17 protein-coding genes and 1 pseudogene are annotated in these 22,931 nt (G+C 67.2%); 12 read left to right on the top strand and 6 right to left on the bottom strand.

Going from position 1 to position 22,931, the window contains the following annotated elements:
• From yidC to ACFC14_RS05660, 7 genes are all read left to right on the top strand, one after another.
• Positions 1 to 1,071 (top strand): membrane protein insertase YidC, encoded by a 1,071-nt coding sequence (yidC, locus tag ACFC14_RS05690; protein ID WP_376101713.1) that lies wholly within the window; start codon positions 1 to 3, stop codon positions 1,069 to 1,071.
• Positions 1,068 to 1,559 (top strand): protein jag, encoded by a 492-nt coding sequence (locus tag ACFC14_RS05685; protein ID WP_376101711.1) that lies wholly within the window; start codon positions 1,068 to 1,070, stop codon positions 1,557 to 1,559. Before yidC ends, ACFC14_RS05685 begins: the two co-directional genes overlap by 4 nt.
• Positions 1,560 to 1,595: 36 nt before the next feature.
• Complete coding sequence (gene rsmG / locus ACFC14_RS05680; protein WP_376101709.1) at positions 1,596 to 2,216, top strand: 16S rRNA (guanine(527)-N(7))-methyltransferase RsmG; 621 nt, start codon at positions 1,596 to 1,598, stop codon at positions 2,214 to 2,216.
• 1,784 nt (positions 2,217 to 4,000) lie between these two features.
• Positions 4,001 to 4,927, top strand: a complete 927-nt coding sequence (locus ACFC14_RS05675; RefSeq protein WP_376101707.1) for a ParA family protein — start codon at positions 4,001 to 4,003, stop codon at positions 4,925 to 4,927.
• Entirely contained in the window at positions 4,927 to 5,898 is a 972-nt protein-coding gene (locus ACFC14_RS05670) for a ParB/RepB/Spo0J family partition protein (RefSeq protein WP_376101705.1), read from the top strand. The genes ACFC14_RS05675 and ACFC14_RS05670 overlap by 1 nt, the downstream gene beginning before the upstream one ends.
• A 63-nt stretch (positions 5,899 to 5,961) precedes the next feature.
• Positions 5,962 to 7,410: a sugar porter family MFS transporter gene (locus ACFC14_RS05665; protein ID WP_376101703.1), complete on the top strand. Its 1,449-nt coding sequence runs from the start codon at positions 5,962 to 5,964 to the stop codon at positions 7,408 to 7,410.
• A 9-nt stretch (positions 7,411 to 7,419) separates the two neighbouring features.
• Positions 7,420 to 7,755 carry a tryptophan synthase subunit alpha gene (locus ACFC14_RS05660; protein WP_376101701.1) on the top strand — a complete coding sequence of 112 codons (336 nt, stop codon included), beginning with the start codon at positions 7,420 to 7,422 and terminating at the stop codon, positions 7,753 to 7,755.
• 63 nt (positions 7,756 to 7,818) lie between these two features.
• On the opposite strand, the gene trxA is transcribed toward ACFC14_RS05660, so the two are convergent.
• The 4 genes from trxA to ACFC14_RS05640 form a co-directional block, all read right to left on the bottom strand.
• The gene (trxA, locus tag ACFC14_RS05655) at positions 7,819 to 8,142 is read right to left on the bottom strand and encodes a thioredoxin (protein WP_136042550.1); all 324 of its coding nucleotides are present in this window, start codon (positions 8,140 to 8,142) and stop codon (positions 7,819 to 7,821) included.
• 66 nt (positions 8,143 to 8,208) lie between these two features.
• Positions 8,209 to 9,183 carry a thioredoxin-disulfide reductase gene (gene trxB, locus ACFC14_RS05650; RefSeq protein ID WP_376101699.1) on the bottom strand — a complete coding sequence of 325 codons (975 nt, stop codon included), beginning with the start codon at positions 9,181 to 9,183 and terminating at the stop codon, positions 8,209 to 8,211.
• 119 nt (positions 9,184 to 9,302) lie between these two features.
• On the bottom strand, positions 9,303 to 10,919 hold the full coding sequence (gene murJ / locus ACFC14_RS05645; RefSeq protein ID WP_376101697.1) for a murein biosynthesis integral membrane protein MurJ: 1,617 nt from the start codon (positions 10,917 to 10,919) through the stop codon (positions 9,303 to 9,305).
• Positions 10,912 to 13,098, bottom strand: coding sequence for a DUF6049 family protein (locus ACFC14_RS05640; protein ID WP_376101696.1), 2,187 nt, complete (start codon positions 13,096 to 13,098; stop codon positions 10,912 to 10,914). Before ACFC14_RS05640 ends, murJ begins: the two co-directional genes overlap by 8 nt.
• Before the next feature lie 97 nt (positions 13,099 to 13,195).
• On the opposite strand from ACFC14_RS05640, the gene ACFC14_RS05635 reads away from it, so the two are divergent.
• From ACFC14_RS05635 to ACFC14_RS05615, 5 genes and pseudogenes are all read left to right on the top strand, one after another.
• Complete coding sequence (locus ACFC14_RS05635) at positions 13,196 to 14,707, top strand: class I SAM-dependent methyltransferase (RefSeq protein WP_376101694.1); 1,512 nt, start codon at positions 13,196 to 13,198, stop codon at positions 14,705 to 14,707.
• Positions 14,708 to 14,735: 28 nt separating this feature from the next.
• Complete coding sequence (locus ACFC14_RS05630) at positions 14,736 to 15,794, top strand: LLM class flavin-dependent oxidoreductase (RefSeq protein WP_376101692.1); 1,059 nt, start codon at positions 14,736 to 14,738, stop codon at positions 15,792 to 15,794.
• Between the two features lie 101 nt (positions 15,795 to 15,895).
• Positions 15,896 to 16,102: a hypothetical protein gene (locus ACFC14_RS05625; protein WP_376101690.1), complete on the top strand. Its 207-nt coding sequence runs from the start codon at positions 15,896 to 15,898 to the stop codon at positions 16,100 to 16,102.
• Between the two features lie 59 nt (positions 16,103 to 16,161).
• A pseudogene (locus tag ACFC14_RS05620) lies at positions 16,162 to 16,281 on the top strand (alkane 1-monooxygenase); the annotation flags it as partial.
• Positions 16,282 to 16,360: 79 nt separating this feature from the next.
• The gene (locus ACFC14_RS05615) at positions 16,361 to 18,310 is read left to right on the top strand and encodes a collagen binding domain-containing protein (RefSeq protein WP_376101688.1); all 1,950 of its coding nucleotides are present in this window, start codon (positions 16,361 to 16,363) and stop codon (positions 18,308 to 18,310) included.
• Between the two features lie 78 nt (positions 18,311 to 18,388).
• On the opposite strand, the gene ACFC14_RS05610 is transcribed toward ACFC14_RS05615, so the two are convergent.
• Together ACFC14_RS05610 and ACFC14_RS05605 are read right to left on the bottom strand one after the other, a co-directional pair.
• Entirely contained in the window at positions 18,389 to 20,152 is a 1,764-nt protein-coding gene (locus ACFC14_RS05610; protein WP_376101686.1) for an alkaline phosphatase family protein, read from the bottom strand.
• A 202-nt stretch (positions 20,153 to 20,354) separates the two neighbouring features.
• Positions 20,355 to 22,907, bottom strand: coding sequence for a fibronectin type III domain-containing protein (locus tag ACFC14_RS05605; protein ID WP_376101684.1), 2,553 nt, complete (start codon positions 22,905 to 22,907; stop codon positions 20,355 to 20,357).
• Positions 22,908 to 22,931: the final 24 nt, after the last annotated feature.

The raw sequence follows: 22,931 nt of genomic DNA, 5'->3' as shown, positions 1-22,931 counted from the left end.
GTGGGTCTTGACCTTCTGCTAGCCAGCTCCACTCCCAGCGATGCCCCTGCTGCGGGTGGCTTCGATCTGATCGGCACCATCCTCTGGCCGCTGAAGTGGGTCGTCGAACTCATCCTCGTCGCCTGGCACTGGCTTCTGACGGCCGTCGGCCTTCCTGCTGCATCCGGTCTCACCTGGGTGTTGTCGATCGTGGGACTCGTCATCGTCGTCCGCGCTGCGCTGATCCCGCTCTTCGTGAAGCAGATCAAGAGCCAGCGAAAGATGATGGAAATCGCTCCTGAACTGCGAAAAGTTCAGGAGAAGTACCGCGGCAAGAAGGATCAGCTCTCGCGTGAGGCCATGAGCCGCGAGACCATGGGCTTGTACAAGAAGCACGGCACGACGCCGATGTCGAGCTGCCTTCCCCTTCTCGTCCAGATGCCGATCTTCTTCTCGCTGTTCAGCGTTCTGAGTGACGTCAGTAAGCATGCGAAGGACAACGTGGGTGGCGTCGGGCTGCTGAGCCCGGAACTCACGATGGAGTTCTATGACGCCAAGCTGTTCGGCGTCGCTTCGCTGCACGAGACCCTGGGTGACGCGGTCGACGCTCAGAACACCACGGCGATCATCATCCTGGTCACGCTCGTGGTGCTCATGATCGGCTCGCAGTTCTTCACGCAGCTGCAGATCATCTCGAAGAACCTGTCGCCCGAGGCCAAGACCGGCCAGGCGTACCAGATGCAGAAGATCATGCTCTACGTGCTGCCGCTGGGCTTCATCTTCTCGGGTATCTTCTTCCCCCTCGGCGTCGTCGTGTACTGGTTCATCTCGAACCTCTGGACCATGGGACAGCAGTTCCTCGTCATCCGTGAGATGCCCACGCCTGGTTCGGAAGCCGCGAAGGCCCGTGAAGAACGGCTGGCTCGCAAGGGCAAGGCGATCGATTCCTCCGGCAAGGTTGTCCCGATGGCCGCTTATGAGGCGGAGCAGCAGCGCCTGCTCGAAGAGGCCGAGAAGGCGAAGGCCGAAGCACCGAAGCGTCAGCAGCCGGTGGGCAAGAAGCGCGCGAAGAAGAAGGGGAGCGGTTCATGAGCGAGACCATGACCGAGAACACCGAGCCGACCGTTGCTCAGCTCGAGAACGAAGGCGATGTCGCGGCGGACTACCTCGAGGAACTCCTCGACATCGCCGACATCGACGGAGACCTGAATCTCGACGTTCGTCAGGGCCGAGCCTACGTCTCGATCGAAGCGGAGGGCGATGGGCTCTCCCTGCTCTCCGCACCCGACACTGTGCAGGCGCTGCAGGAGCTGACGCGTCTGGCGGTGCAGAGCAAGACCGGTTCGTTCTCGAGACTCATCCTCGACATCGCCGGCTCACGGGACACGCGCCGCCGCCAGCTCGAGACTCTCGTCGACGCGGCTGCTGCCATGCTCGATGAGGGTTCGTCGCAGGCATCTCTGCCTTCGATGTCGAGCTATGAGCGCAAGCTCGTGCATGACATCGCGGCGGAGCGCGGGCTCGTCTCCGAGTCGTACGGCGAGGGCGCCGACCGTCACACGGTTCTCCGCCGTCGTTGATGTTTCACGTGAAACATCTGTGCCTTCCGGACAACCATGAGTGAGCTCGAGCAGGAGCCGGCGATCTCTGCGGAACTGTTCGGGGATCGCATCGACGTCGCACGTGCCTTCACGGAAGCGCTCGCACGCGAAGGTGAGGAGCGGGGACTCATCGGTCCTCTGGAGCTTCCTCGTCTGTGGACTCGACACATCCTGAACAGTGTGATCGCCGCGCCGCTCTTCCACGGTGCTGTCGCCGATATCGGGTCCGGCGCCGGTCTCCCCGGGATCGTGTTGGCTATCGCACGCCCTGACGTGCAGTGGACGCTGGTCGAACCCATGGAACGCCGAGTCACCTGGCTGAATGAGCAGGTGTCAGCCCTGGGCCTCACCAACACCACCGTGCTGCGTTCGCGCGCCGAAGACGTGCCTGCCGGTGACTTCGACGTGGTTACCGCCCGCGCGGTGAGTGCGCTCCGGACTCTGATCCCGATCACGGCACCACTGGTGCGCGACGGGGGAGAGCTCACGCTGCTCAAGGGAATGAATGCGGCGAACGAGGTCGAGGCCGCCCAGAAGCAGATCAAGAAGTTCCGTCTCTCTGACGTGCGTGTGGAAGTGCTGGGTGATGGCGTGCTCCCAGAGACGACCCGCGTGGTGCGAGCTCGCGTTCGCTGAACTTCTCACGAATCGCTAACGGGGTGTTTCACGTGAAACACCCCGTTTTCGTGTGTGGGGGTATTTCGGTGTGGATGTTTCACGTGAAACATCGGTGCTGTGTGGAGTCCTGTGCGCCGGACCCCGTGCTTGTTCAGGATTTGACGATCATCGCGCTGAGCGCCGAATGCGCGATGGACGTTGGAGTGGCTGACGTTCGTGGAATTGAAGACCAGGTGGTGGCTTCCCGTGGCGACTGCGCACCGAACACTTGATCTATTGAGGCAACCCCGACGGACCAGTCGGAATCAGTACTGATGCGGAAGTGGATGACCCTCCGTCCCATCTGATCGCTCCCGAGGCATTGGGCGCCATTCTCGGAGCCAGCTTCGTGTCGTGGGTAGTCGCGATGTTTCACGTGAAACGGAAGGGTGCTGGCCCGGCGGGGAACTGAGGGGCGCGACATATGGTGGATCTGGATGCCCCCTTGACGCTGAGGCTGTCCGATGCCTCGTGGGGCTGCGCAGACGGTGCCACTGGGACAAGTACTTCTCGGTGGTCGGATGTTGTTCGGCGTGGTGGGGGGTCGCACCGAGTCGTGGCGCGGACGTCTTCTCGCACCTAACCTGCGCTGACCGGCAGCGGGAGCGGACCGAGTAGCGCTTTCCGCGTCGGTTTGCGGACACGATGGCGTTGGAGACCTGCTCGACTGCTTGCAGGCCCAAGCGAGTCGGGTGAGGGGCACACGGTCGACTCCTGAGGGCAGTTGTCGATGCGTCGTTCTCAGTCTGGCGTTCGAGGTATCGGGTTGAGGAGGCGAACGCCTCTTTCAGGGGAACGACATCCGTGGGTGGGGCTGAGCAGGATGTGTCTGGCACGATCCGCGGATGCGATGGCGCGGCGAGGGGTTTGCGACGATGAGGAGCCTGAGATAACACGAGTGGGGCGGGTGCGTGGCCGCGGCGGGCGAGCCGTCCTCCAGGGTGCGTGCTGCGACGGAGGATCGCCTGACGCTCGGGGACGCGGTGCCGATCGACGACTGGGGCGCGCGACACCTCTGCCGACCTGGGACGTTCGGACGCGACGACCAGATGTGACGAGCACGGGCTCACACCGCGGCTGGGGCATTGTTTCACGTGAAACGGAAGCCTTCTTCGGCGGCCGCGCGCGGGAGCGGCACGCGGGCGAGCTCGGAGGGGAGTGCGGCATGCGGGAAACCGCGGGAGTGCGCCCTGGGAGTGCACCGTGTGGAAGTGTTCCTGGGAGTGTGTCCTTGGGGGTGAGCCGAGCGAGCGAGCCGTCGGGAGTGAGCCGCGGGCGGCCTCCCACGGGCGGTGGGCCAGGGGGAGCGCCCCGTGGGGAATGAGCTGTGGGGGTGGCTCGTTGGGGGAGGGCGGGGCATGTTTCGTGTGGGCACTGTGTCGTGAGACTGCGTTCGGGCACACCACGGACGTCGGAATAGGACGCCGACGTCGCAGGCGCAGCGGCATTCGCCTATCGCTTCGGTGTGCGGGGCGGATAGGAGCCGGACAACCGACACGCCGCTGGGGGATACTCTGACACCGGTGACCTCTCGGCATGTCGTCTCGGACTGAGAATCAGCAGACGAAGACCATGTTTCACGTGAAGCATGGCGCCCTGTCCATCCAAGTGCGGGTGGGCCGATGGGCGCACCGATCTGACGCAGCGTCCTTCCCCGCCAGGTGTACGGCCCATTCTTGGGGGTTGCGAGATCCCGCTCGGTGCGGGCGTAAGCCGGTGTCGCCGGCAGCGATTAGAGTGGAACGCGGCCCCGAAAGGAGTGGATGTTTCACGTGAAACAATCCGAGAAGACATCGTCGAACGAATCGTTCGGGATGGACACGCCGCTCGCGCGGGAGATCGCCGACCTTTCAGCCCGGAGGCGTGCGCTGGAAGCCACGTCGGTGGAGTTCAGCGGCGAGACGCGCGTCCTGACGGTATCGAACCAGAAGGGCGGCGTGGGAAAGACCACGACGGCCGTCAACATCGCTTCCGCCCTCGCCGGCTTGGGGGCGAAGGTCCTCGTCATCGATCTCGACCCGCAGGGCAATGCCTCGACGGCGTTGGGTGTTCCTCACAGCGCCGATATCCCCAGCGTGTACGACGTCCTCATCGAGGAATTCCCTCTCGCAGATATCGTGCAGCCGAGTCCGGAAGACCCCAATCTCTTCTGCGCGCCCAGCACGATCCACCTCGCAGGGGCGGAGATCGAACTCGTCGCACAGGTGGCCCGTGAGCACCGCCTGCGTCGCGCGCTCGTGGACTACCTCGCCGACAACCCGATGGACTTCGTGATCATCGACTGCCCGCCGTCGCTGGGGCTGCTCACGATCAACGCGTTCACGGCGGCATCCGAGGTGTTCATACCGATTCAGTGCGAGTACTACGCCCTGGAAGGGCTGAGCCAGCTGCTCGGCAGCATCCAGATGATCCAGAAGCATCTGAATCCCGACCTGCATCTCTCCACGATCCTGCTGACGATGTTCGACGGCCGGACCCGCCTCGCCCAGCAGGTTGCGGACGAGGTGCGGACGCACTTCCCGGAGCAGGTGCTGGAGACGGTGATTCCACGCTCGGTCCGAGTATCGGAGGCGCCGAGCTTCGGGCAGACCGTGATCGCTTATGACGGACAATCCGCCGGCGCCATCGCCTACCGCGAGGCCGCTGTCGAGATCGCGTCGCGGACCGCGACGCAGAGCAAGGAGAAATGATGGCCAAGCGCACTGGACTGGGTCGGGGTATCGGAGCCCTGATCCCCACGGCTGATCAGGCGGAGCGTCCCGTCGACGTCTTCTTCCCCGGTGCGAGCCTGCGGCCGAGCGTCGCCGAGGCGACCGTCGGACCCGACGCCGAGGTGCAGGCACTGGAAGAGGTTCCGGGGATCCATCTGATCCAGGTCGACCCGAACGCGATCGTCCCGAACCCGCGCCAGCCGCGGACGCACTTCAACCCGGAAGACCTGGCGGAACTGGTGCACAGCGTGCGCGAGTTCGGCGTGCTGCAGCCCGTGGTCGTTCGCAAGAACACCGAGGGCGAGTACGAGCTGATCATGGGGGAGCGGCGTACGCGGGCCGCTCGTGAGGCAGGTCTCGACACGATTCCCGCGATCGTCCGTGAGACGGCCGATGAGGATCTCCTCCGCGACGCCCTGCTCGAGAACCTGCACCGGTCCGAGCTCAACCCGTTGGAAGAGGCTTCCGCGTACCAGCAGCTCCTTGAGGACTTCGGCATCACGCAGGAGGAGCTGGCGACCCGCATCGGCCGCTCGCGCCCCCAGATCAGCAACACGATCCGCCTGCTGAAACTGCCTGTCCCGGTGCAGCAGCGCGTCGCCGCGGGCGTGCTCACGGCAGGCCACGCCCGCGCGATCCTCAGCCTCGAGACTCCGGAATCGATGCAGCGCCTCGCCGACAAGGTCGTGAACGAAGACCTGTCCGTGCGCGCGACGGAAGAGGCGGCCAAGTCGCAGCCCTCGGCCGGCAAGACGACGAAGGCGACTCCCGGCGCGCGTCGGGCATACCTCGACGAGGTCGCCGGAAAGCTCGGCGATCGGCTGAACACCCGCGTCAAGATCGCACTGGGCGCTCGAAAAGGCCAGGTCACGATTGATTTCGCCTCGATCCAGGATCTCAATCGCATTCTCGAAGAGCTTGGCGAGAGCGGTTACGGCTCCGCCAGGTAACACCCACCGTCGTCCACCCTTCATCTAGACTCGCGTCATCTTGACGTCGAGGGGGAGTCAGTCATGTCCAAAGCATCAGGTCCAGCTGCCATCAAACGCCGCGTGATCGCGGTGAGTATCGCGGCCGCGTTGGGTGGTTTCCTCTTCGGATTCGACACCGCCGTGATCAACGGAGCCGTCGACGCGCTCGCCGGTGACGTCTCCGGGTTCGACCTCGGCACCGCACTGAAGGGCTTCGCCGTCTCCTCGGCCCTCATCGGCTGCGCCGTGGGTGCCTGGTTCGCGGGGCCGGTGTCCAACAAGTACGGGCGCATCCCCGTGATGGTGGTCGCTGCGGGGATGTTCTTCGTCTCCGCCATCGGTTCCGGACTCGCGTTCGGGGTCATCGATCTGATCGTCTGGCGAGTGATCGGCGGACTGGGTGTCGGGGCGGCGTCGGTCATCGCTCCCGCCTACATCGCCGAGGTCTCACCGGCCGCCGTGCGCGGGCGCCTCGGATCCCTGCAGCAGCTTGCCATCGTGACCGGTATCTTCGCGGCGCTCCTCTCCGACGCGCTGCTCGCGAACATCGCCGGCGCCGCCGATCAGCCGCTCTGGGGGCTCACTGCTTGGCGCTGGATGTTCATGGTCGCGGCGATCCCCGCCCTCGTCTACGGGCTCGTGTCGCTGCGGCTACCGGAATCGCCGCGCTATCTGGTGCGAAAAGGTGAGCTGGAACGGGCAGCCGAGGTTCTGGAGACCGTCACGGGGACGGTCGACACCGACGCGAAGATCAAGGAGATCACCGGAACGATCAACACGGAGCGTTCTGAGTCCCTGCGGGACCTCCGGGGTAACCGCCTCGGGCTGAAGCCGATCGTCTGGATCGGCATCCTGCTCTCGGTGTTCCAGCAGTTCGTCGGCATCAACGTGATCTTCTACTACTCGACGACCCTCTGGCAGTCCGTCGGTTTCGACGAGTCGAGCGCGCTGCTCACCTCTGTCATCACGTCGGTCACGAATATCGTCGTCACGATCGTGGCGATCCTCCTGGTCGACAAGATCGGGCGACGGATCATGCTCCTCGTGGGTTCCGTCGGCATGACGGTGACACTCGGGCTCATGGCAGTCGCGTTCTCGTTCGGAACCCTCGATGCCCAGGGCACGGCGACGCTTCCCGACCCGTGGGCGACCATCGCCCTGATCTGCGCGAACGGCTTCGTGGTCTTCTTCGGCGCGAGCTGGGGCCCGCTCGTATGGGTTCTGCTGGGCGAGATCTTCCCGAACTCCATCCGCGCCGGCGCTCTCGCCGTGGCCGCAGCCGCACAGTGGGTCGCGAACTTCTTCATCTCGACCACGTTCCCGGCCTTCGCCGAGATCGGACTCACGTTCGCCTACGGCTTCTACGCGTTCTTCGCCCTCCTGTCGTTCTTCTTCGTGTTCTTCAAGGTTCCGGAGACCAAGGGCAAGGAGCTCGAGGAGATGACCGAGAACATGAAGGTCGTGCGCCGCGGGGGTGCACAGCAGACGTAGGCTGGATGCATGACCGAGTCCGTACAGCGCCGAGCCAGCTTGGAAGTGCTGCGCGCGGAGGCGGCGGACGAACTCGCGGTGCTCATCCAGGAGCGCCTCCTCGGTGGGGAGGACCCCTGGGAGTTCATGGAGGAGCTTCCGAGTGTCGACGAGTTGGTCGTCTACCTCCTGCGCGCTGACAACATCAACGCTAACGACGGAGTGCGCCCGAACGCCGCTCGGCACTACCGTGTGCTGCGCCAGATCGCGCTGGAGGATCCCGAACTGACCTCGGCCGTCTGGGGGCTCCTCGACGAGAAGCAGCGCCACCGTCGCTGGGACCCCAGCGTCGCAGACGCGTCCTGACCGCCCGAGAACACGAAAAGGCCGCCACCCCCGGGGGATGGCGGCCTTTTCGACGTCAGAGGATCAGCCGATGAACGCGGCGAGGTCCTTCTCGAGCGCGAACTTCGGCTTCGCACCGATGATGGTCGTCTTGACCTCACCGCCCTGGAAGACCTTCATCGCCGGGATCGACGTGATCTGATACTTCATCGCCAGCTCGGGGTTCTCGTCGACGTTGAGCTTGACGATGGTGATCTTGTCGGGGTTGTCGGCCTGGATCTCGTCCAGAACCGGCGCGACCATGCGACACGGACCACACCACTCAGCCCAGAAGTCCACCAGCACCGGACCGTCGGCCTGCAGAACGTCCTGCTCCCAGGTCGCCTGGCTCGTAGCCTTTGCACTCATCAGAGTTCTCCTTGATTGGGGTTCGCCTGCTACAACAGCGGACGAGGGAAAAGTGTTCCCGCCGCCTCAGGCGACGATGATCTCGGCGGCCTCCGCCGCCGGAACCTCCACGGAGGCATCCTCGAGATCCGCGAGGAAGTGCTCTGCATCCAGCGCCGCGATCGTTCCGGTGCCGGCAGCCGTGATGGCCTGGCGGTAGGTCGGGTCGATCACGTCGCCGGCGGCGAACACACCGGGAACCGAGGTCTTCGACGAGCGGCCGTCGACCCAGATGGTGCCCTCTGCGGTCAGCTCGAGCTTGTCGTGCACCAGGTGCGTGCGCGGGTCGTTGCCGATCGCGATGAAGAGTCCGTCGATGGGCAGGTCGCTGAGCGTGCCGTCGACCGTGTTGCGCAGCTGCACACCGGAGACGGAGTCGCCACCGAGGACCTCGGCGACCTCGCTGTTCCACACGAACTCGATCTTCTCGTTCGCGAACGCGCGCTCCTGCATGATCTTGGAGGCCCGCAGCGTGTCCTTGCGGTGGATCACGTAGACCTTCTCGGCGAAACGGGTGAGGAACGTAGCCTCTTCCATGGCCGAGTCACCGCCGCCGACGACCGCGATCGTCTTCTCGCGGAAGAAGAACCCGTCGCAGGTCGCGCACCAGGAGACGCCGTAGCCGGAGAGGCGCTCTTCGCCCTCGATCTGCAGTTTGCGGTATGCCGAGCCGGTCGCGTAGATCAGCGACTGGGCCTCGTGCTCTGCACCGCTGCCGAGGACGACCTTCTTGACGGGACCGTCGAGATGCAGCTCGGTGACGTCGTCGTACAGGACCTCGGTGCCGAACTTCTCGGCCTGCTCCTGGAACTTCGCCATCAGCTCGGGACCCTGGATGCCCTCGGGGAAGCCCGGGTAGTTCTCGACCTCGGTGGTGTTCATGAGCTCGCCGCCCACCTCGACCGAACTCGCGATGAGCAGCGGCTTGAGGTTCGCCCTGGCCGCGTAGATGGCAGCCGTGAATCCGGCGGGGCCGGAGCCGATGATGATGACCTGACGCATGTGCTCTCCGTCTTAGAAACTGCGGTCGAATGACCTTCGACTGCTTCAACCCATGGTAACCGCGCGGCATTCCCTCGCCAGTGTGCGCCACCGGGCTGGGAGACGCCTCCGCGCGCGGATCAGCGACCGGGAAGGAAACGACGGACGAGGGAGCCTGCCGCCTTGAGCTCGGGCGCGCGCATGAGGGCGAGGATCGCGACGTAGACGACCACGACGGTGAGGCCGATGATGGCGGTGCCGATGGCTCCCTGGATCTTGTCGTCCATCGTCCATCCCGCGGTGCCGCCCAGGAGTGCGAAAGCGCCCCATCCGGCCAGACCCGCGGGGATGCCGGCGATCGCGAAGCGACCGATGGCAGACATCCAGGAGCGGATCCGCAGGCCGCCGATCTTTCGGTGCAGCAGGTAGGTGGCGACGATCGTCTGCAGGATGCTGGCGATGGACTGTCCGAGTGCGACGGCAGCGGCGAGAGCGGTGAGCGGGATGATGCCCGCCTCGCGCATCCCGAGAGCGATGAGGGCGGTGACCACGATGAGGACGCACTGGAAGATCGTGAACCAGAACGGGGTGCGCGTGTCGTCGTACGCGTAGAACGTGCGCTGGACGATGAACAGGATCGTGAGCGGGATGAGTCCGACGAGGTAGGCGATCAGCACCAGGGCGGCAGCCTGGGCGTCTGGGGCCGAGTCAGTGAACACCCGCGACGCGGGGATAGCCGCGGCCGCGACGGCGGCGGTGGCTGCGACGATGAAGAACAGCAGGGTGCGGATGCTCCGTGCGATGTCGGCGCGGACCTCGTCATCGCGCCCGGCGGCGGCGTGACCGCTGATCTGGGTGAAGTAAGGAGTGCCGATCGAGAGCACGATCACCGAGTAGGGGAGCATGAAGATGAGCCAGGCGTTCGCCGTCACCGTGGCGGAGGCACCGAGACCGGCGACCTCACTGACGATGTAACCCTGGAGGACTCCGGCGGAGAGGCTTGCGAAAGCCATGAGGAACGTCCAGCCCGCCAGGCGTCCGACGTTGCCGAGACCCACGCCGCGCCAGTGGAAGTCGGGCTTCAGGGCGAGGCCTGTGCGACGCCAGAAAACCAGCAGTACGACGGCCTGGAGCGCGATGCCCAGAGTGGCCGTGGCACCGAGCAGGGTGATCATCTCCGGCGTCCAGTCAGCGGCCTTCGTGGACACGGGGCCGAAGAGGGCGCCGAGTGCGAGGAAGCCGGCGATCGACACGATGTTGTTGACGACAGGTGCCCACGTGAACGGACCGAAGATCTTCCGTGCGTTGAGGGCCTCGCCGAGCATCGCGTAGAGACCGTAGAGAAGGATCTGTGGCAGGCACCAATAGGCGAGTGCCGTGGCGAGGGCGAGAGTGGACTCGTTCGCCTTGCCGGCGACCAGATGCACCAGCCATGGCGCCGCCGCGGTCGCGATTCCCGTCACCACGACCAGAACGACGGTGCCGAGGGTGAACAACTTGGAGATGAACGCGTTGCCGCCGTCAGCGTCCGCCGTCGCCTTGACGATCTGGGGGACGATGACGGCTGTAAGGATTCCGACCGAGATCAGAGAGAAAACGCTGTTCGGCAGCTGGTTCGCGTAGGTGAACGCATCTGCCGCTTCGGATGCGACGGACCCGAGGACGCCGACCAGGACGATGCTGCGCAGGAGGCCGGTGAGGCGCGAGACGAGCGTGCCGGCGCCGATGACGGCGCTGGCGCGGCCGAGGCTACTCACGCGGGTCTTCTGTCGTGGCGGCATCCGGGCGGGCTTCCACGGCTTCCTCTTCCTCCAGGGCTTCGATCTGCGCTTCGACGGCCGATTCCTCGGACGCCTCACGGCGCTTGCGACGCACGGTGCGGATCACGCCGAGCGCGATCAGCAGCACGATGATGCCGCCGAGGACGACGAGGCCGATCGTCTCCCACTCCGCACGCACCGCGACCCTGAGCGTCTGATCCCCCTGGATCTGCACGCCCGTGGGGCTGTAGAGACTGAGTCGGAGGTCGACCTCGCCACTGCCGACCCGCGCCGAAACCGGCACCTTGATGCGGGTCGTGGACTGAGCCTGCACGACCGTCTCGTCCGGGGACCTGACCTCGAGACGCGGATCCGTGGGCGAGACGAAGAGCTGCACCGTCACGGGCCACGGCAGGTCGTTGCGCACCGCGATCGGCAGATCGGCATTCGCCGTGAGCAGCTGGATCGTGCTGGACTGAGGGATGTTGACCGCGTTGAGAGTGGCGGTCGTCTGTGCCTGATGATCGGCAAGACGCTCGGCGAAAGCGTCGGCCGACGTTCCGACGGAGAGCGTGCGCAGGATCCGGATACGCTCGGGGCTGAGCAGCACCTGCGGGTCGGCGAGGATCGACGAGAAGGCGGTGAGCCGGGACTCATCCGCGAGGAGCGTCGTGACGGCGTTGGCTCGCGCGGCATCCGGCTCCCCGGCGACGGTCGCCGCGACGGGTGCGGTTGCCCGGAGCGTCGCGAGCTCGAACCCGGCCGAATCGGCTGCGGTGATCGCGTCGCGGAGAGCGTCGGAGGTGCGGTTCTCGTCCCGGTCGAGTCCGATGAGCAGAGGAGCCGCGGGCGCGCTGCCCTGTGCCAACTGGAGGAGTGCCGCGGCTTCGGCGAGAAGACGCTGACGCTCGGCGGGATTCCGCTCTGCCGCCACCCGCGAGAACACGTCGGACGTCGCAGCATCCGTGACCAGGAGGTCGTTGCCGCCGGCCGTTGCATGAGCAGTGCTCTGACCGCCGACCGTCGCCGACGAGACGATCGTCGTGGTGTCGTCGCCCACGTAGCCGGCGAAGGCGGTCAGGTCGGCTGAGGTGAGCGGGCTCTGCGGCCACAGGATGTGCGGCAGCGCTCCGTCGATCGCGGCGAGCTCGTCGTCGCTGGGAAGTGCCGGGGACTCCGTGACACTCGGAGTTGGACCGGGCGTCGCATCGGTCGCATCGGTCGGTGTGGCCGTGACCGGCACGCGCGGGAAGTTCGCGGGATCGAGCAACGGGGCGAGAGCCCGGGGCTGGAGCAGCTCGGGCAGACCCGCCTGCGCCTGCGCCGTCGCATCCGCATCACCGAACTGCAGCGCGAAACGCGCGTTCGGCAGGTTGTCGAGTCGTGTGATCCAGTCACGGGCGGTCTCCGGGGCGGCGGTGCCGAGCGCCCGGATCGCAGCGGGGATGGACGGGTCGATGGCCAGCACGGCGGTCGTCCCGGCGACGCCGTCGAGCTGGGCGGTCAGGGCTCCGTCGGGACCGGTGAGCTCCGAGAGCTCAGCACTCGACAGCAGGGCGCCGCCTTCCGGCGTCGCCGTGAGGGGAACGAGCACTCCGACCTGCGAGGTCTGGGGGGCCGCGACGACCAGCACGCTCGTCGCGGTCGCGTCGACGGTCTCGGTGTCTTCGGCTGCGGGGTCACCGGTCGATGCGCTGAGCTCCGCGCGCAGCGGGTAGACACCGGGCGCGAGGTCGCCCAGGGTGGCCTCGGACACGAAGACGGTGGTCGTCGCCGACGCATCGCCGTCGATCGGGTCGGTGTCATCCGCGCCGATGGAGGCGAAATCGCCTGCGGCGTCGCCGTCGTCGAGCCACGTGGACACGGCCGCCGCATCGGTGAGCGGCGTGCGATTGAGTTCGACCTCGACCTGACCCGCGCTGAGCGCCGAGTCGGCACCGTTCTGCACCGTGACGATCGCCGACGTGGAGGATCCCGGCGCGACGAGGCCGCGAAGACCGGCCGAGACATGCAGCTCGACGCTTGGCTCGTCGCCGGTCTGCGCCTGATCGGCGGCGACGGCCACGCTCGGCGCGACCAACGCGCAGCCGCCGAGTGCGATCGCGAGAACAGCCGTCCTGCCTGCGAGCCGTCGCAGGCGCGCACGGAGGCCGATGTCGGGGGTGATCGCGGTCATGAAGGTCTTCCTCGAACGCCCGGGACGGGGCTGCTCGTGAGTACTGACCTAGTGATTCTAGGAGGCTCCACGAAAGAGAACCCTGAAGACGCGTAGAGTGACGGCCGTGTCCGACACCCCCGCTCCCGTCCCCGACCCGCTCCGTACGGCCGCGCTCGCCGCGGATCTCGACGCCGCGGACCTCCGCTCCGAGCCGCTGCGGCGCCTGTGGGGCGAGGAGGCGGACGACGCACTCGCCCGCGGGATGCGGGAGCCGATCCTACGAGCCATCGACGGGGACTCCGGCACGCTCGCGACGCTCGGTCGTCTGCTCGTGCTGGGGATGCCGCAACCGCGCACGCACGTGGTCGAGGCCCTGCCGCAGCTGGGCGTGGACGGACTCGTGGCGCTGGGTCTCGCCGAGACCGACGCCGACACCGTGACACCGACGGCCCTGCTGAGACCGCAGTCGTTCGTGGATGCAGAGGGAATCGGAGAATGGTGGATCGCGAGCGACCTCGATGAGGTCGCGCTCGACGGACCGTTGCCCCCAGACCATGTGCTCGGTGTCGGCGGAGCGTCGCGTACGCTCGCCGAGACCGTCGTCCCGATCGAAGTGGACCGCGCGCTCGACCTCGGCACCGGATGCGGCATCCAGGCGCTCCTCGTCGCGCGACGGGCGGGCACCGTGGTCGCCACAGACATCTCGACGCGGGCGCTCGCGTTCGCCGAGCTCAATGCGCGCCTCAACGGGGTGACGAACATCGAGTTCCGCCACGGCAGTATGTTCGAACCGGTGGCGGGGGAGGCGTTCGACCTGATCGTCTCGAATCCTCCGTTCGTGATCACCCCGCGCGTCGAGGGGGTTCCGGCGTACGAATACCGTGACGGCGGGCTCGTCGGGGATGCGCTGGTCGAGCAGTTCGTGCGCAGCGCCCCCGCCCATCTGACGCGGAACGGCATCGCGCAGCTGCTCGGCAACTGGGAGTCGAGGGCCGCCGTCACCGGGCTCGCACGCCTCGAGGCCTGGGTGCCCGCCGACCTCGACCTGTGGGTGATCGAGCGGGAGGAACTCACGCCCCTGGGCTATGCGGAGCTGTGGATCCGCGATGGCGGCACCACGCCGCGCGACCCCGCTTTCACGCCGCTGCTGACCGCGTGGCTCGACGACTTCGCCGCCCGCGGAGTGACCTCGATCGGCTTCGGCTACGTGCTGATGCGTCGGGGAACGTCCGGCGAACCGCTGCGGCGCACCGAGCGCATCGCCCAGCACATCTCGAACGTCGGCGCCGCGCTCGCCACCGGTCTCGCGGCACAGGACGTGCTCGCCGACGGGCTGCCGACGACGCTGGTGGTGGCCTCCGACGTCACTGAGGCACGCCACCTGATGCCGGGCGACGACGACCCGAGCGTGATCGAGCTGCGTCAGGGCGGAGGCTTCGGGCGCACGATCTCGGTCGACCCTGCGCTCGCCGGTCTCGTGGGCGCGTGCGACGGCGAACTCACCGTGGTGCAGATCGCGGCCGCGCTGGCTGACCTGTTCGAGGTGCCGCTCGCCGACCTGTGGGCGGACCTCGAGCCCCGCATCCGCGCTCTCATCCTCGACGGCATCCTGCTGCCGGGGGAATAGTCCTCCGATTCATGCGTTGGAATAGATCATGAAGGCTTTCGGATTCCTCTCTTTCGGTCACTACGCCGACGTTCCCGGATCGGCGACCCGCACTGCGGGTGACATGTTGAAGCAGACGATCGAGATCGCCGAAGGCGCCGACGAGATCGGTGTGAACGGCGCCTCGGTGCGCGTGCATCACTGGGCACGCCAGGCGGCGTCGCCGATGCCGTTGCTGTCGGCCATGGCCGCGCGCACGAAGCGCATCGAAGTCGGCACGGGTGTGATCGACATGCGCTACGAGAACCCGTTCCAGTTCGCCGAGGAGGCAGCCGCCCTCGACCTGATCGCAGACGGCAGGATCGCGCTCGGCGTGAGCCGTGGTTCACCCGAGACGGCTCTGCGCGGTTATGAGACGTTCGGCTACGTCGACGAGGAGGACCCGGAGCGCGGCAGCGTGCTCGCGCGGGAGAAGTTCGACCTGTTCCTGCGGGCGATCGACGGCGAGGGCATCGCTCCCGGCGACCCGCGCATGGTGGGTGCCGGTCGGTACCTCGCGATCGAGCCCCAGTCGCCGACCCTCCGCGACCACATCTGGTGGGGCTCGGGTTCGCGCGCCACGGCCGAGGAGACGGGGCGCAAGGGGCTCAACATGATGAGCTCGACCCTCGTGACCGAGGCGACCGGGCAGCCGTTCCACGAGTTGCAGCGCGAGCAGATCGAACTGTTCCGCTCCGCATACAAAGCGGCAGGGCACACCGGCCGCCCTCGGATCTCGGTGAGCCGCAGCGTCTTCCCGCTCGTCTCCGACATGGACCGGGCGTACTTCGGGCTGCGCAGCGAGGAGAACGCCGATCAGATCGGTGTGATCGACGGCTTCCGCTCGACCTTCGGCAAGACGTACGCCGCCGAGCCGGATGTGCTCATCGCGCAGCTGAAGCAGGACGAGGCCGTGATGGCCGCCGACACCCTTCTTCTGACGATCCCGAACCAATTGGGTGTTGCTTATTGTGTACATATCCTCGAGGCGTTCGCTGAGCATGTAGCACCGGCGCTCGGGTGGAAGCCCAACACGGAGGGCCCCGTCGAGGGATACGCGATCGACTGATCAATCATCCGGCGCCAGTAGCCGCAGATAAGGCTCGCACTTACGCATCAAAGTAGTCGGGTGTAGCGTTCGGGATATCCGGAACCAATGAAGGAGCCACGATGGAGAAGAACAAGCGAGTCGGTTCAATCTTCTTGCCGGTGGGCATCGCGTTCGGATTGCTCGCTGTTGCGTTCACTTTTGAAGCCGGAGAGGTCCAGTGGATGTGGCAGTCTCAGCCGCTTCTAGGCCTGCTCTTCGCCCTGTTCGGTCTGTCTTTTGCAACTGTTCACCTTGTCCGTCAGTTCCTTGCTTCCCGGCAGCGATAGACCAAGGCTGAGCTGACGCGAACTCGGTGCAACTCGTTGAGGCGAAATGAATGCCTCGACCGAACCAGCTCGGACCGGAGTGCAACCTGCACGTGCTGGAGGCGTTCGCGACGCACGTCGCCCCGGCGCTCGGCTGGAAGCCCAACACGGAGGGACCCGTTCAGGGCGACGCCGTCTGAGTGAGGCTCGCGCGGTCACCGGGCGCCTGTCGACGGGAATTCACTTCCCCGTCGATCGGTATACCAGTACTCTGACCGCATGCGTGCCTCTCGCAGAGCGACCATCGCCGGAACCGTCGTCCTCATCGCCGTGCTCGTCGGCGCCCTTCCCGCCTCGGCCGCGACCGTCGCCTCCTGGGCGACCTGGCAGCCGCTCGTCGGTGTGGGCGGAGCCTTCACGACGTCGGTCCAGGTGGCGGCGAAGCCCGCGATCACCGCGACGGTCACCAGCGATTCACGCGGCGGACAGGTGGGAGTGATCAGCGGTGCCTCGACCTGGCTGTCGGATGGCACCGCGATCGGGGCGAAGTACGGCTCGAGCAGGGACCAGCCGTACCTGAACCTGCGCCCCCGGGCCGACAAGGCCACGAGTCCCTCGACGACGACCTACTCCTTCGCGACGCCGACCCCGACCTCGGGATGGGCCTTCGCGGTCGGAGACATCGACGCGGACTCGGTGCGCATCCACGCCGTCGCCCCCGACGGACACGTGCTCGACGCGACGGAGATCGGGCTGCGGGAACGGTTCAATTACTGCGCCCCGGGGATCGTGGGCAAGCCGTCGTGCACGGGTGCTGCCGATGACGTGCCGAGCTGGGATGCCACCACCCTCACCCTCACCGGCAACGCGGCGGCCCTGGACACCAGTGGCGCGGCGGCATGGTTCGAGCCGAGCACGCCGATCAGCTCCCTCAGCCTGATCTTCACGCGCCGCTCGGGACTGCCGGTCTATCAGACCTGGTTCGCGTCGATCGCCCAGGACGTCACCGGCACGGTCACCGACACCGGCGCCCCGGTGGGGGGGATCCCGCTCACGCTGACCGATGCGAACGGCACGGTTGTAGGAACCACGACGACCGCTGCGGACGGAACGTACTCCTTCCCCGGGTTCGTCGCCGCTGACGGCTACACCGTGCGCGTGACTCCGCCCACGGGCAAGATCTCGACCGGGCCGACCACGGTCGCCGCGAACCTGAGCGGCGGGGACGCCGTCGCCGACTTCGGACTGCGCGACATCGTGCCCGTCGCGGTCTCCGGAACAGTGACCGACACCACCGGCGCCCCGATCCCCGGGGCGACCGTGACGATCGACGGGCAGAGCACCACGACGGATGCCGACGGGAGCTACCTGTTCGACCAGGTGGCGGTCGGGACGCATCCGGTCTCGCTCACGACCCCGCCCGGGTACACCATCGCCACTCAGCCGTCTCCCGTGACGGTTCCGGGCGGCAGCGAGGTCCCGATCACGGACGTCGACTTCGTGGTCGCCGAGAACGCCGACCTGCGAGGCACGGTTCGGTTCGACGGGACGGGTGTGGCCGGTGTGACCGTGACTGCGGTCGCTCCGGGAGGGGCGACCCTCACGCGCGTGACGGATGGATCGGGGGCCTACTCGTTCCCCCGCCTCGCTGCCGGTGACTACGCGATCACGATGACGACGCCCGCAGGGTTCGTCGCGACGTCTCCCGTCACGCGGAACGAACAGGTGGCCGCGGTCGACGTGGAGAACGTGGACTTCGAGCTGGCGCGCCTCGGCGCCATCGACGGAACCGTGCGCGACGACGACGGTGCCCCCGTCGCTGGAGTGGTGGTGACGCTCACCGGACCCGGCGCCCCACAGCAGCTCACGTCCGACGCGGACGGCGCGTTCGGGCTGGGCGCCCTGCCGCCCGGGACCTACACCCTCACGGTGGTTCCTCCGACGGGCACGAGCGTCGTCGGCTCGCCGACGCGCACGGTCGTGATCACCGCCGCCGGTGACGTCATCGCCGAGCAGGACTTCACGCTCGCCGCGGATGTCGTCGTGGTGCCGCCGGACCCCACGGACCCGCCGGACCCGAGCACTCCGCCGGCCGGTGGAGGGAGCGATGCGTTGCCCGCCACCGGGTTGGGGCCCGAGACGCTGGCCTGGGCCGCAGGCGGTGCTGCCGTTCTCGTGCTCGGCGCGACACTCCTGATCCTCGGCCGCCGGCGCTCCGCGCGGAAGTAGCCACGACGGAGAACCGCACCCGCGTCGCACATTTCCCGGGAAATCGTGCGACCGCAGGCGAAGAGTGCGCGACCGCGCTCAGCTGCTCTTCGCGGGGCCGAAGAGCTCTTCGCCGTGCTCATGGAGGAGCTTGTACGCGTCGGCGAACGTCTCCGGCTCCTTCTCCCCGGGCTTGCCGTAGCGCGCCAGAAGCAGCCCGAGCAGTCCGCGCGCCGGCGGCGTCAGCGGCTTGAGGTGCTCCTTGAGATCGGGTTGCGGCACCGCTTCCTCCGGGTTCGGCGGCGTGTAGGAGGGCTTCGTCGTCGGCCAGTCGGCCGGATGCCGGGGCTGATCGAGATTCACCACGTTGAACAGCGTGTTGGCCGAGGCGTCCCGGTCGTTGAGCGGCTTCAGGCCGTGCAGGCGCGAGAGCGTCGCCGTGACCGACCCGTGGTGCATCTCGTCGTGGATGATGGTGCCGCGCTTCGTGTACGCCGACACCGCGATCGCCGGGACGCGGCATCCGAGTCGATCGAAGGTGAACCCCATCTCGCCCGCCTTCGTATCCTTGGTCGGCTTCGTCGCCGCGGGCGGCGGTACGTGGTCGTAGCATCCGCCGTGTTCGTCGAATGTGATCAGCAGCAGGGTGTTGACGGCGTTCGACCCCGTCGGAGACGTGCTCGTGCGCACCGCCTCGTAGATCTCGTGGATCAGCAGATCGCCGGCGCGCACGTCGGAGATCGCACTGTCGAAGACCTCCTCGCCCTCGACGAAGCTCTCGCGCGGTGAGCCGAACGGCGGGTGGAAGTCGTTGTGGTCGTAGACCATCCGCGGCTCGATGAACGCGTAGGCGGGGAGCTTCCCGTCCTTCACATCGGCGTAGAAGTCCTCCATAGTGCCGAAGTGGTCCGTGCGCCAGTACTTCTCCAGCACCGGCGCGTGCAGCATGCCCGTGAAGGAGACGAGCTGGAGCTTGTCGATGTAGATCTTCCAGTCGAGCTTCTTCTCCTCGAGCCGGTTGAACACGGTCGGGGCCGCGGGCGCGTCGATCCACTTGTCGTAGCCGCCGCCGCCCTGGTTCGTCACGAAGCCGTGCGAGGTCGAGGCGTGGAAGAACGAGCGATTGCAGAACGTCTGCGACGGGACGCCGGCGTACCAGTGGTCGAACACCGCGAACTCGGCCGCGAGCGTCGACAGCACCGGCAGCATCGCGGGCGAGAAGGAGCCCATGATGTGCTTCGCCTCGTCGACGGTCGGCTCCTTGCCCTTGCGCAGGCGGCGGAAGTTGATGATGTAGTCCTGGAGGAATCCCGACATCGACGCCTTCTCGCCGTCGGTCGGCGCGTTGTACGGCGCCTCCATCTGGTCGACGAAGAGCTCGGCGTTCGACTTCGGGTCCACGGTTCCGAAGATCTGGGTGTTGACGTGCGGATACTCCTCACCCGGATCGGGGTCGGGGTGGCTCATGATGCGATCGGTCTCGCCCTCGTAGACGTGCGCCTCGACCACCGTGCCGTCGGAAGCCGTGTTGTTGTGCGTGCCGAACGCCAGGCCCTCGAACTTCTCACCCGCCGGGAGGTTCTCCTTCGAGTACAGATACCCGAGGAGGTTGTCGAACGAGCGGTTCTCGCCCATCACGACCACGATGTGGTCGAACCCGGGTTCGCTGCGCGGGGTCAGCGCGGCGAAGGGGTCCGGCTCGTCGGCGAACCCGTCGCGAGCACCGGCCGCGACCGACGCTCCGATCGCCGCACCCCCCGCGCCGCCGACGACCGCGCCCGCGAGGGCCGCACCGCCGATCTTGAAGAAACCTCGGCGCGAGGTGTCGGGTGCGGGGGAGGAATGCACGTCATCGTCGGCCATGCCGCGATCCTATGGCTGTGCCGCCCCTCGCGCCCAGGCTCCCGAGCTCCCGACACAGCTTCGGAGATCGCGGCCGACACGCCGCACCGAGCCGGCCGCCTGCGGCGTGTCGCGGCGGAACTCCGAAGTTGTGTCGGGACGGGGGCGCAAAAGGGCGCCGCCGGACGAATCCGACGGCGCCCTGGAGAGCGGATGCTGCGGACTACTCCGCGTCGACGACCTCCACCGCCGCGTGCTGCCGACGGCGGCGCATCGCGAACAGGCCGAAGCCCGCCGCCAGGAGCACGACCGCCGCGACGAGGTACGGCATGCTGTCGGCGCCCGTGGTGGCGAGGTCGCCGTCCGTCGCGCCGCCCGAACCGTCGCCCGGAGTGACCGCTCCGCCACCGGACACCGCGGTGACGGTGACCGAGGCCGTGACCTCTGTGCCGTCCGGCAGGATCGCGGCGAGCGTGTGCGCCCCGGCCGGGGTATTCGCCGGGATGGTCACCGTGCGCTGGAACGACCCGTCGGCGTCGGCGGTGGCCGTGCCCAGCTGCACCGGGTCGGAGCGCAGTTCGAGCCGCAGCTCAGCGCCTTCCGCGAAGCCGCTGCCCGAGACCGCGAGGGTGCCGCCGGCCGTGACGGATGCTGCGCCCAGCTCGATCTCGGCGGGAGCCTCGGGCTCCGGCGTGACCGGAGGCGCGACGCCCTTCTCGGTGACCCACTTCTCGCCGGCATCCGACTTCGTCACCGTGAACGTGTCGTACACGGCTCCGACGGGGAGATCGGTGGTGGCATCCGGCTGCTTCTCCGCCAGGTACGAGCGGTAGACGAGCTGGTTCTTCGACACGTCGATCACCTGGTAGGTCGTGACGCCCTGGCCGCGCAGCACCTGGGTGGCGCCGTTGTTGGTCCAGACGTTCTTCTCCGGCGTCTCGAGCTCGTAGTGCTTCGCGCCCGAGTTCGACACGACGTACACCGGGCCCGTGGTGATGCCGGGCGTCTCGGTCGCGTCGGTGTTCACGTAGCCGCGGGCGTACGTGTGGTCGTGGCCCATGAGGACCAGGTCGATGTCGTTGCGCTGGAACACGGGCACCCAGTCGGCGCGGAGCTTCGGCTCGTCGCGACCCTCGGATGCCGAGAAGACCGGCTGGTGGAAGGTGACGACGTTCCACTTCGACGGGCTGTTCTGCAGCAGCAGGTCGAGCCAGGCGCCCTGGAAGCGGATCCACAGTTCTTCGCCCTTCACGATCGGGCAGTCCGCACCCGAGCACGACGGCAGTGCCGGCGGGGTGAGGAAGGTCGCGTCGCGCGTCGCGTTGAGCGTGATGAAGCGCACGCCCTGGTAGTCGGTGTAGTACGCGGTCTCGGCGGCGAATGCGCTCCAGTGCTCGAACAGCGAGCGGTACTGGGCCGCGACCTCGGTGTCGCCCTTGGCGAGGTCGGCCAGTTCGCCGATCGAACTCATCGACGGGTTGTTGTGCGGGTACTCGAAAGCGGCCTTCCATGCCGTGAGCAGCTTGTCGCCGGAGTACTCGTGGTTGCCGGGGGCGGCCATCACGTTGGTGCGTACGGCCGAGTCCTTCATGCCCTTGAACCAGTTGACCCACTCGTTCTCGTTGCTGGACGTGTTGATGAGGTCACCCGCGTGCACCGAGCCGATCGAGCGGGGAGCGTTCGCCTCGGCCTGCTTCACGACGCTCGGCCACGTGGTGTCGAGGCCGATCTGCGCGTCGCCGTAGTAGATGAACTGGAAGTCGGTCGCCGACGGGTCAGCCGTGCGGAACTCGTACCAGTCGCTCCAGCTGCCGGGAAGGCCGACGCGATAGCGGTACTGGGTCGCGGCGGTCAGCCCCGTGACGGTCGCCGAGAAGTGCTTGTTCGGGTTTCCGTTGACCACGCCGGCGTCGTAGGCGTCGACGGTGCGGACGTCGCCACCCGCCGTCGGGGCGATCTCGACCTGTCCGACCGTGTGCGAGGCGTCACCGGCGAGCCACGAGAACGCCTGCGAGACGGCGGGCTGCTCGGTGGGAGTCAGGATGACCCGGGTCGGCGGGGCGATCACGGGCGTGCCGGGGTCGGATGCCTCGACCAGGGTCAGCGACGACATGTCGAAGTAGATGTCCGAGCTGGTCTCGCGGTCCTGGAACAGCGACACGGCGATCGTGTTGGTGCCGTCGTGCAGCAGCTCCCCCTCGGCGCTGAACGTGCTCGTGAGCGGGTCGCCGTTGGAGTCGCCGGCGTACTCGACGTTCTTGGTGTCGGTGATGCGGCCGTCGACGTAACGGGCGACCTCTTGGCCGTTGATCCACACGATCACGGCGTCGTCGTAGGTGATCGTGCTCTGCAGCGCCGCGACCTTCTCGGCCACGCCCGCTTCCAGCTCGAACGTCGTGCGGAAGAAGTACGTCGGCACGGTCGGCGCCTTCACGCCGTCGAGGTAGTGGTTCAGGAGCGTCTTCGGCGTCTGCGGGCCCACGGCGCCGAGCTTGCCGTTCTTCGCCCCGAACGAGCCCGGGGCGGTCTTCCAGGAGCCGTCGTCGAACGTCGGTTGCGTCCAGTCGCGGATCGCGGCCGGTGCGGGCGACGGGTCGGATCCATCGTCGAGATAGTGCCAGGCGGTGTCGCCGGTGACCAGCGAGCCGGTCGGCACCTCGGGTTCCGGGGCGGCGAGGGCCGCGGGGGCGACGACGGCGCCGCCGAGCAGGGCGAGGAGCGCGACGGACGTCAGTCCGTGACGCCGCCACCGCACCGCAGGGGTGGGGGAGGTCATGTCAGTCCTTCGTGGGGTGGGGTT

The organism is Microbacterium sp. NPDC055988 (assembly GCF_042269505.1).
Classification (GTDB): Bacteria; Actinomycetota; Actinomycetes; order Actinomycetales; family Microbacteriaceae; genus Microbacterium.
This window is presented reverse-complemented; position numbering and strand designations above follow the sequence as displayed.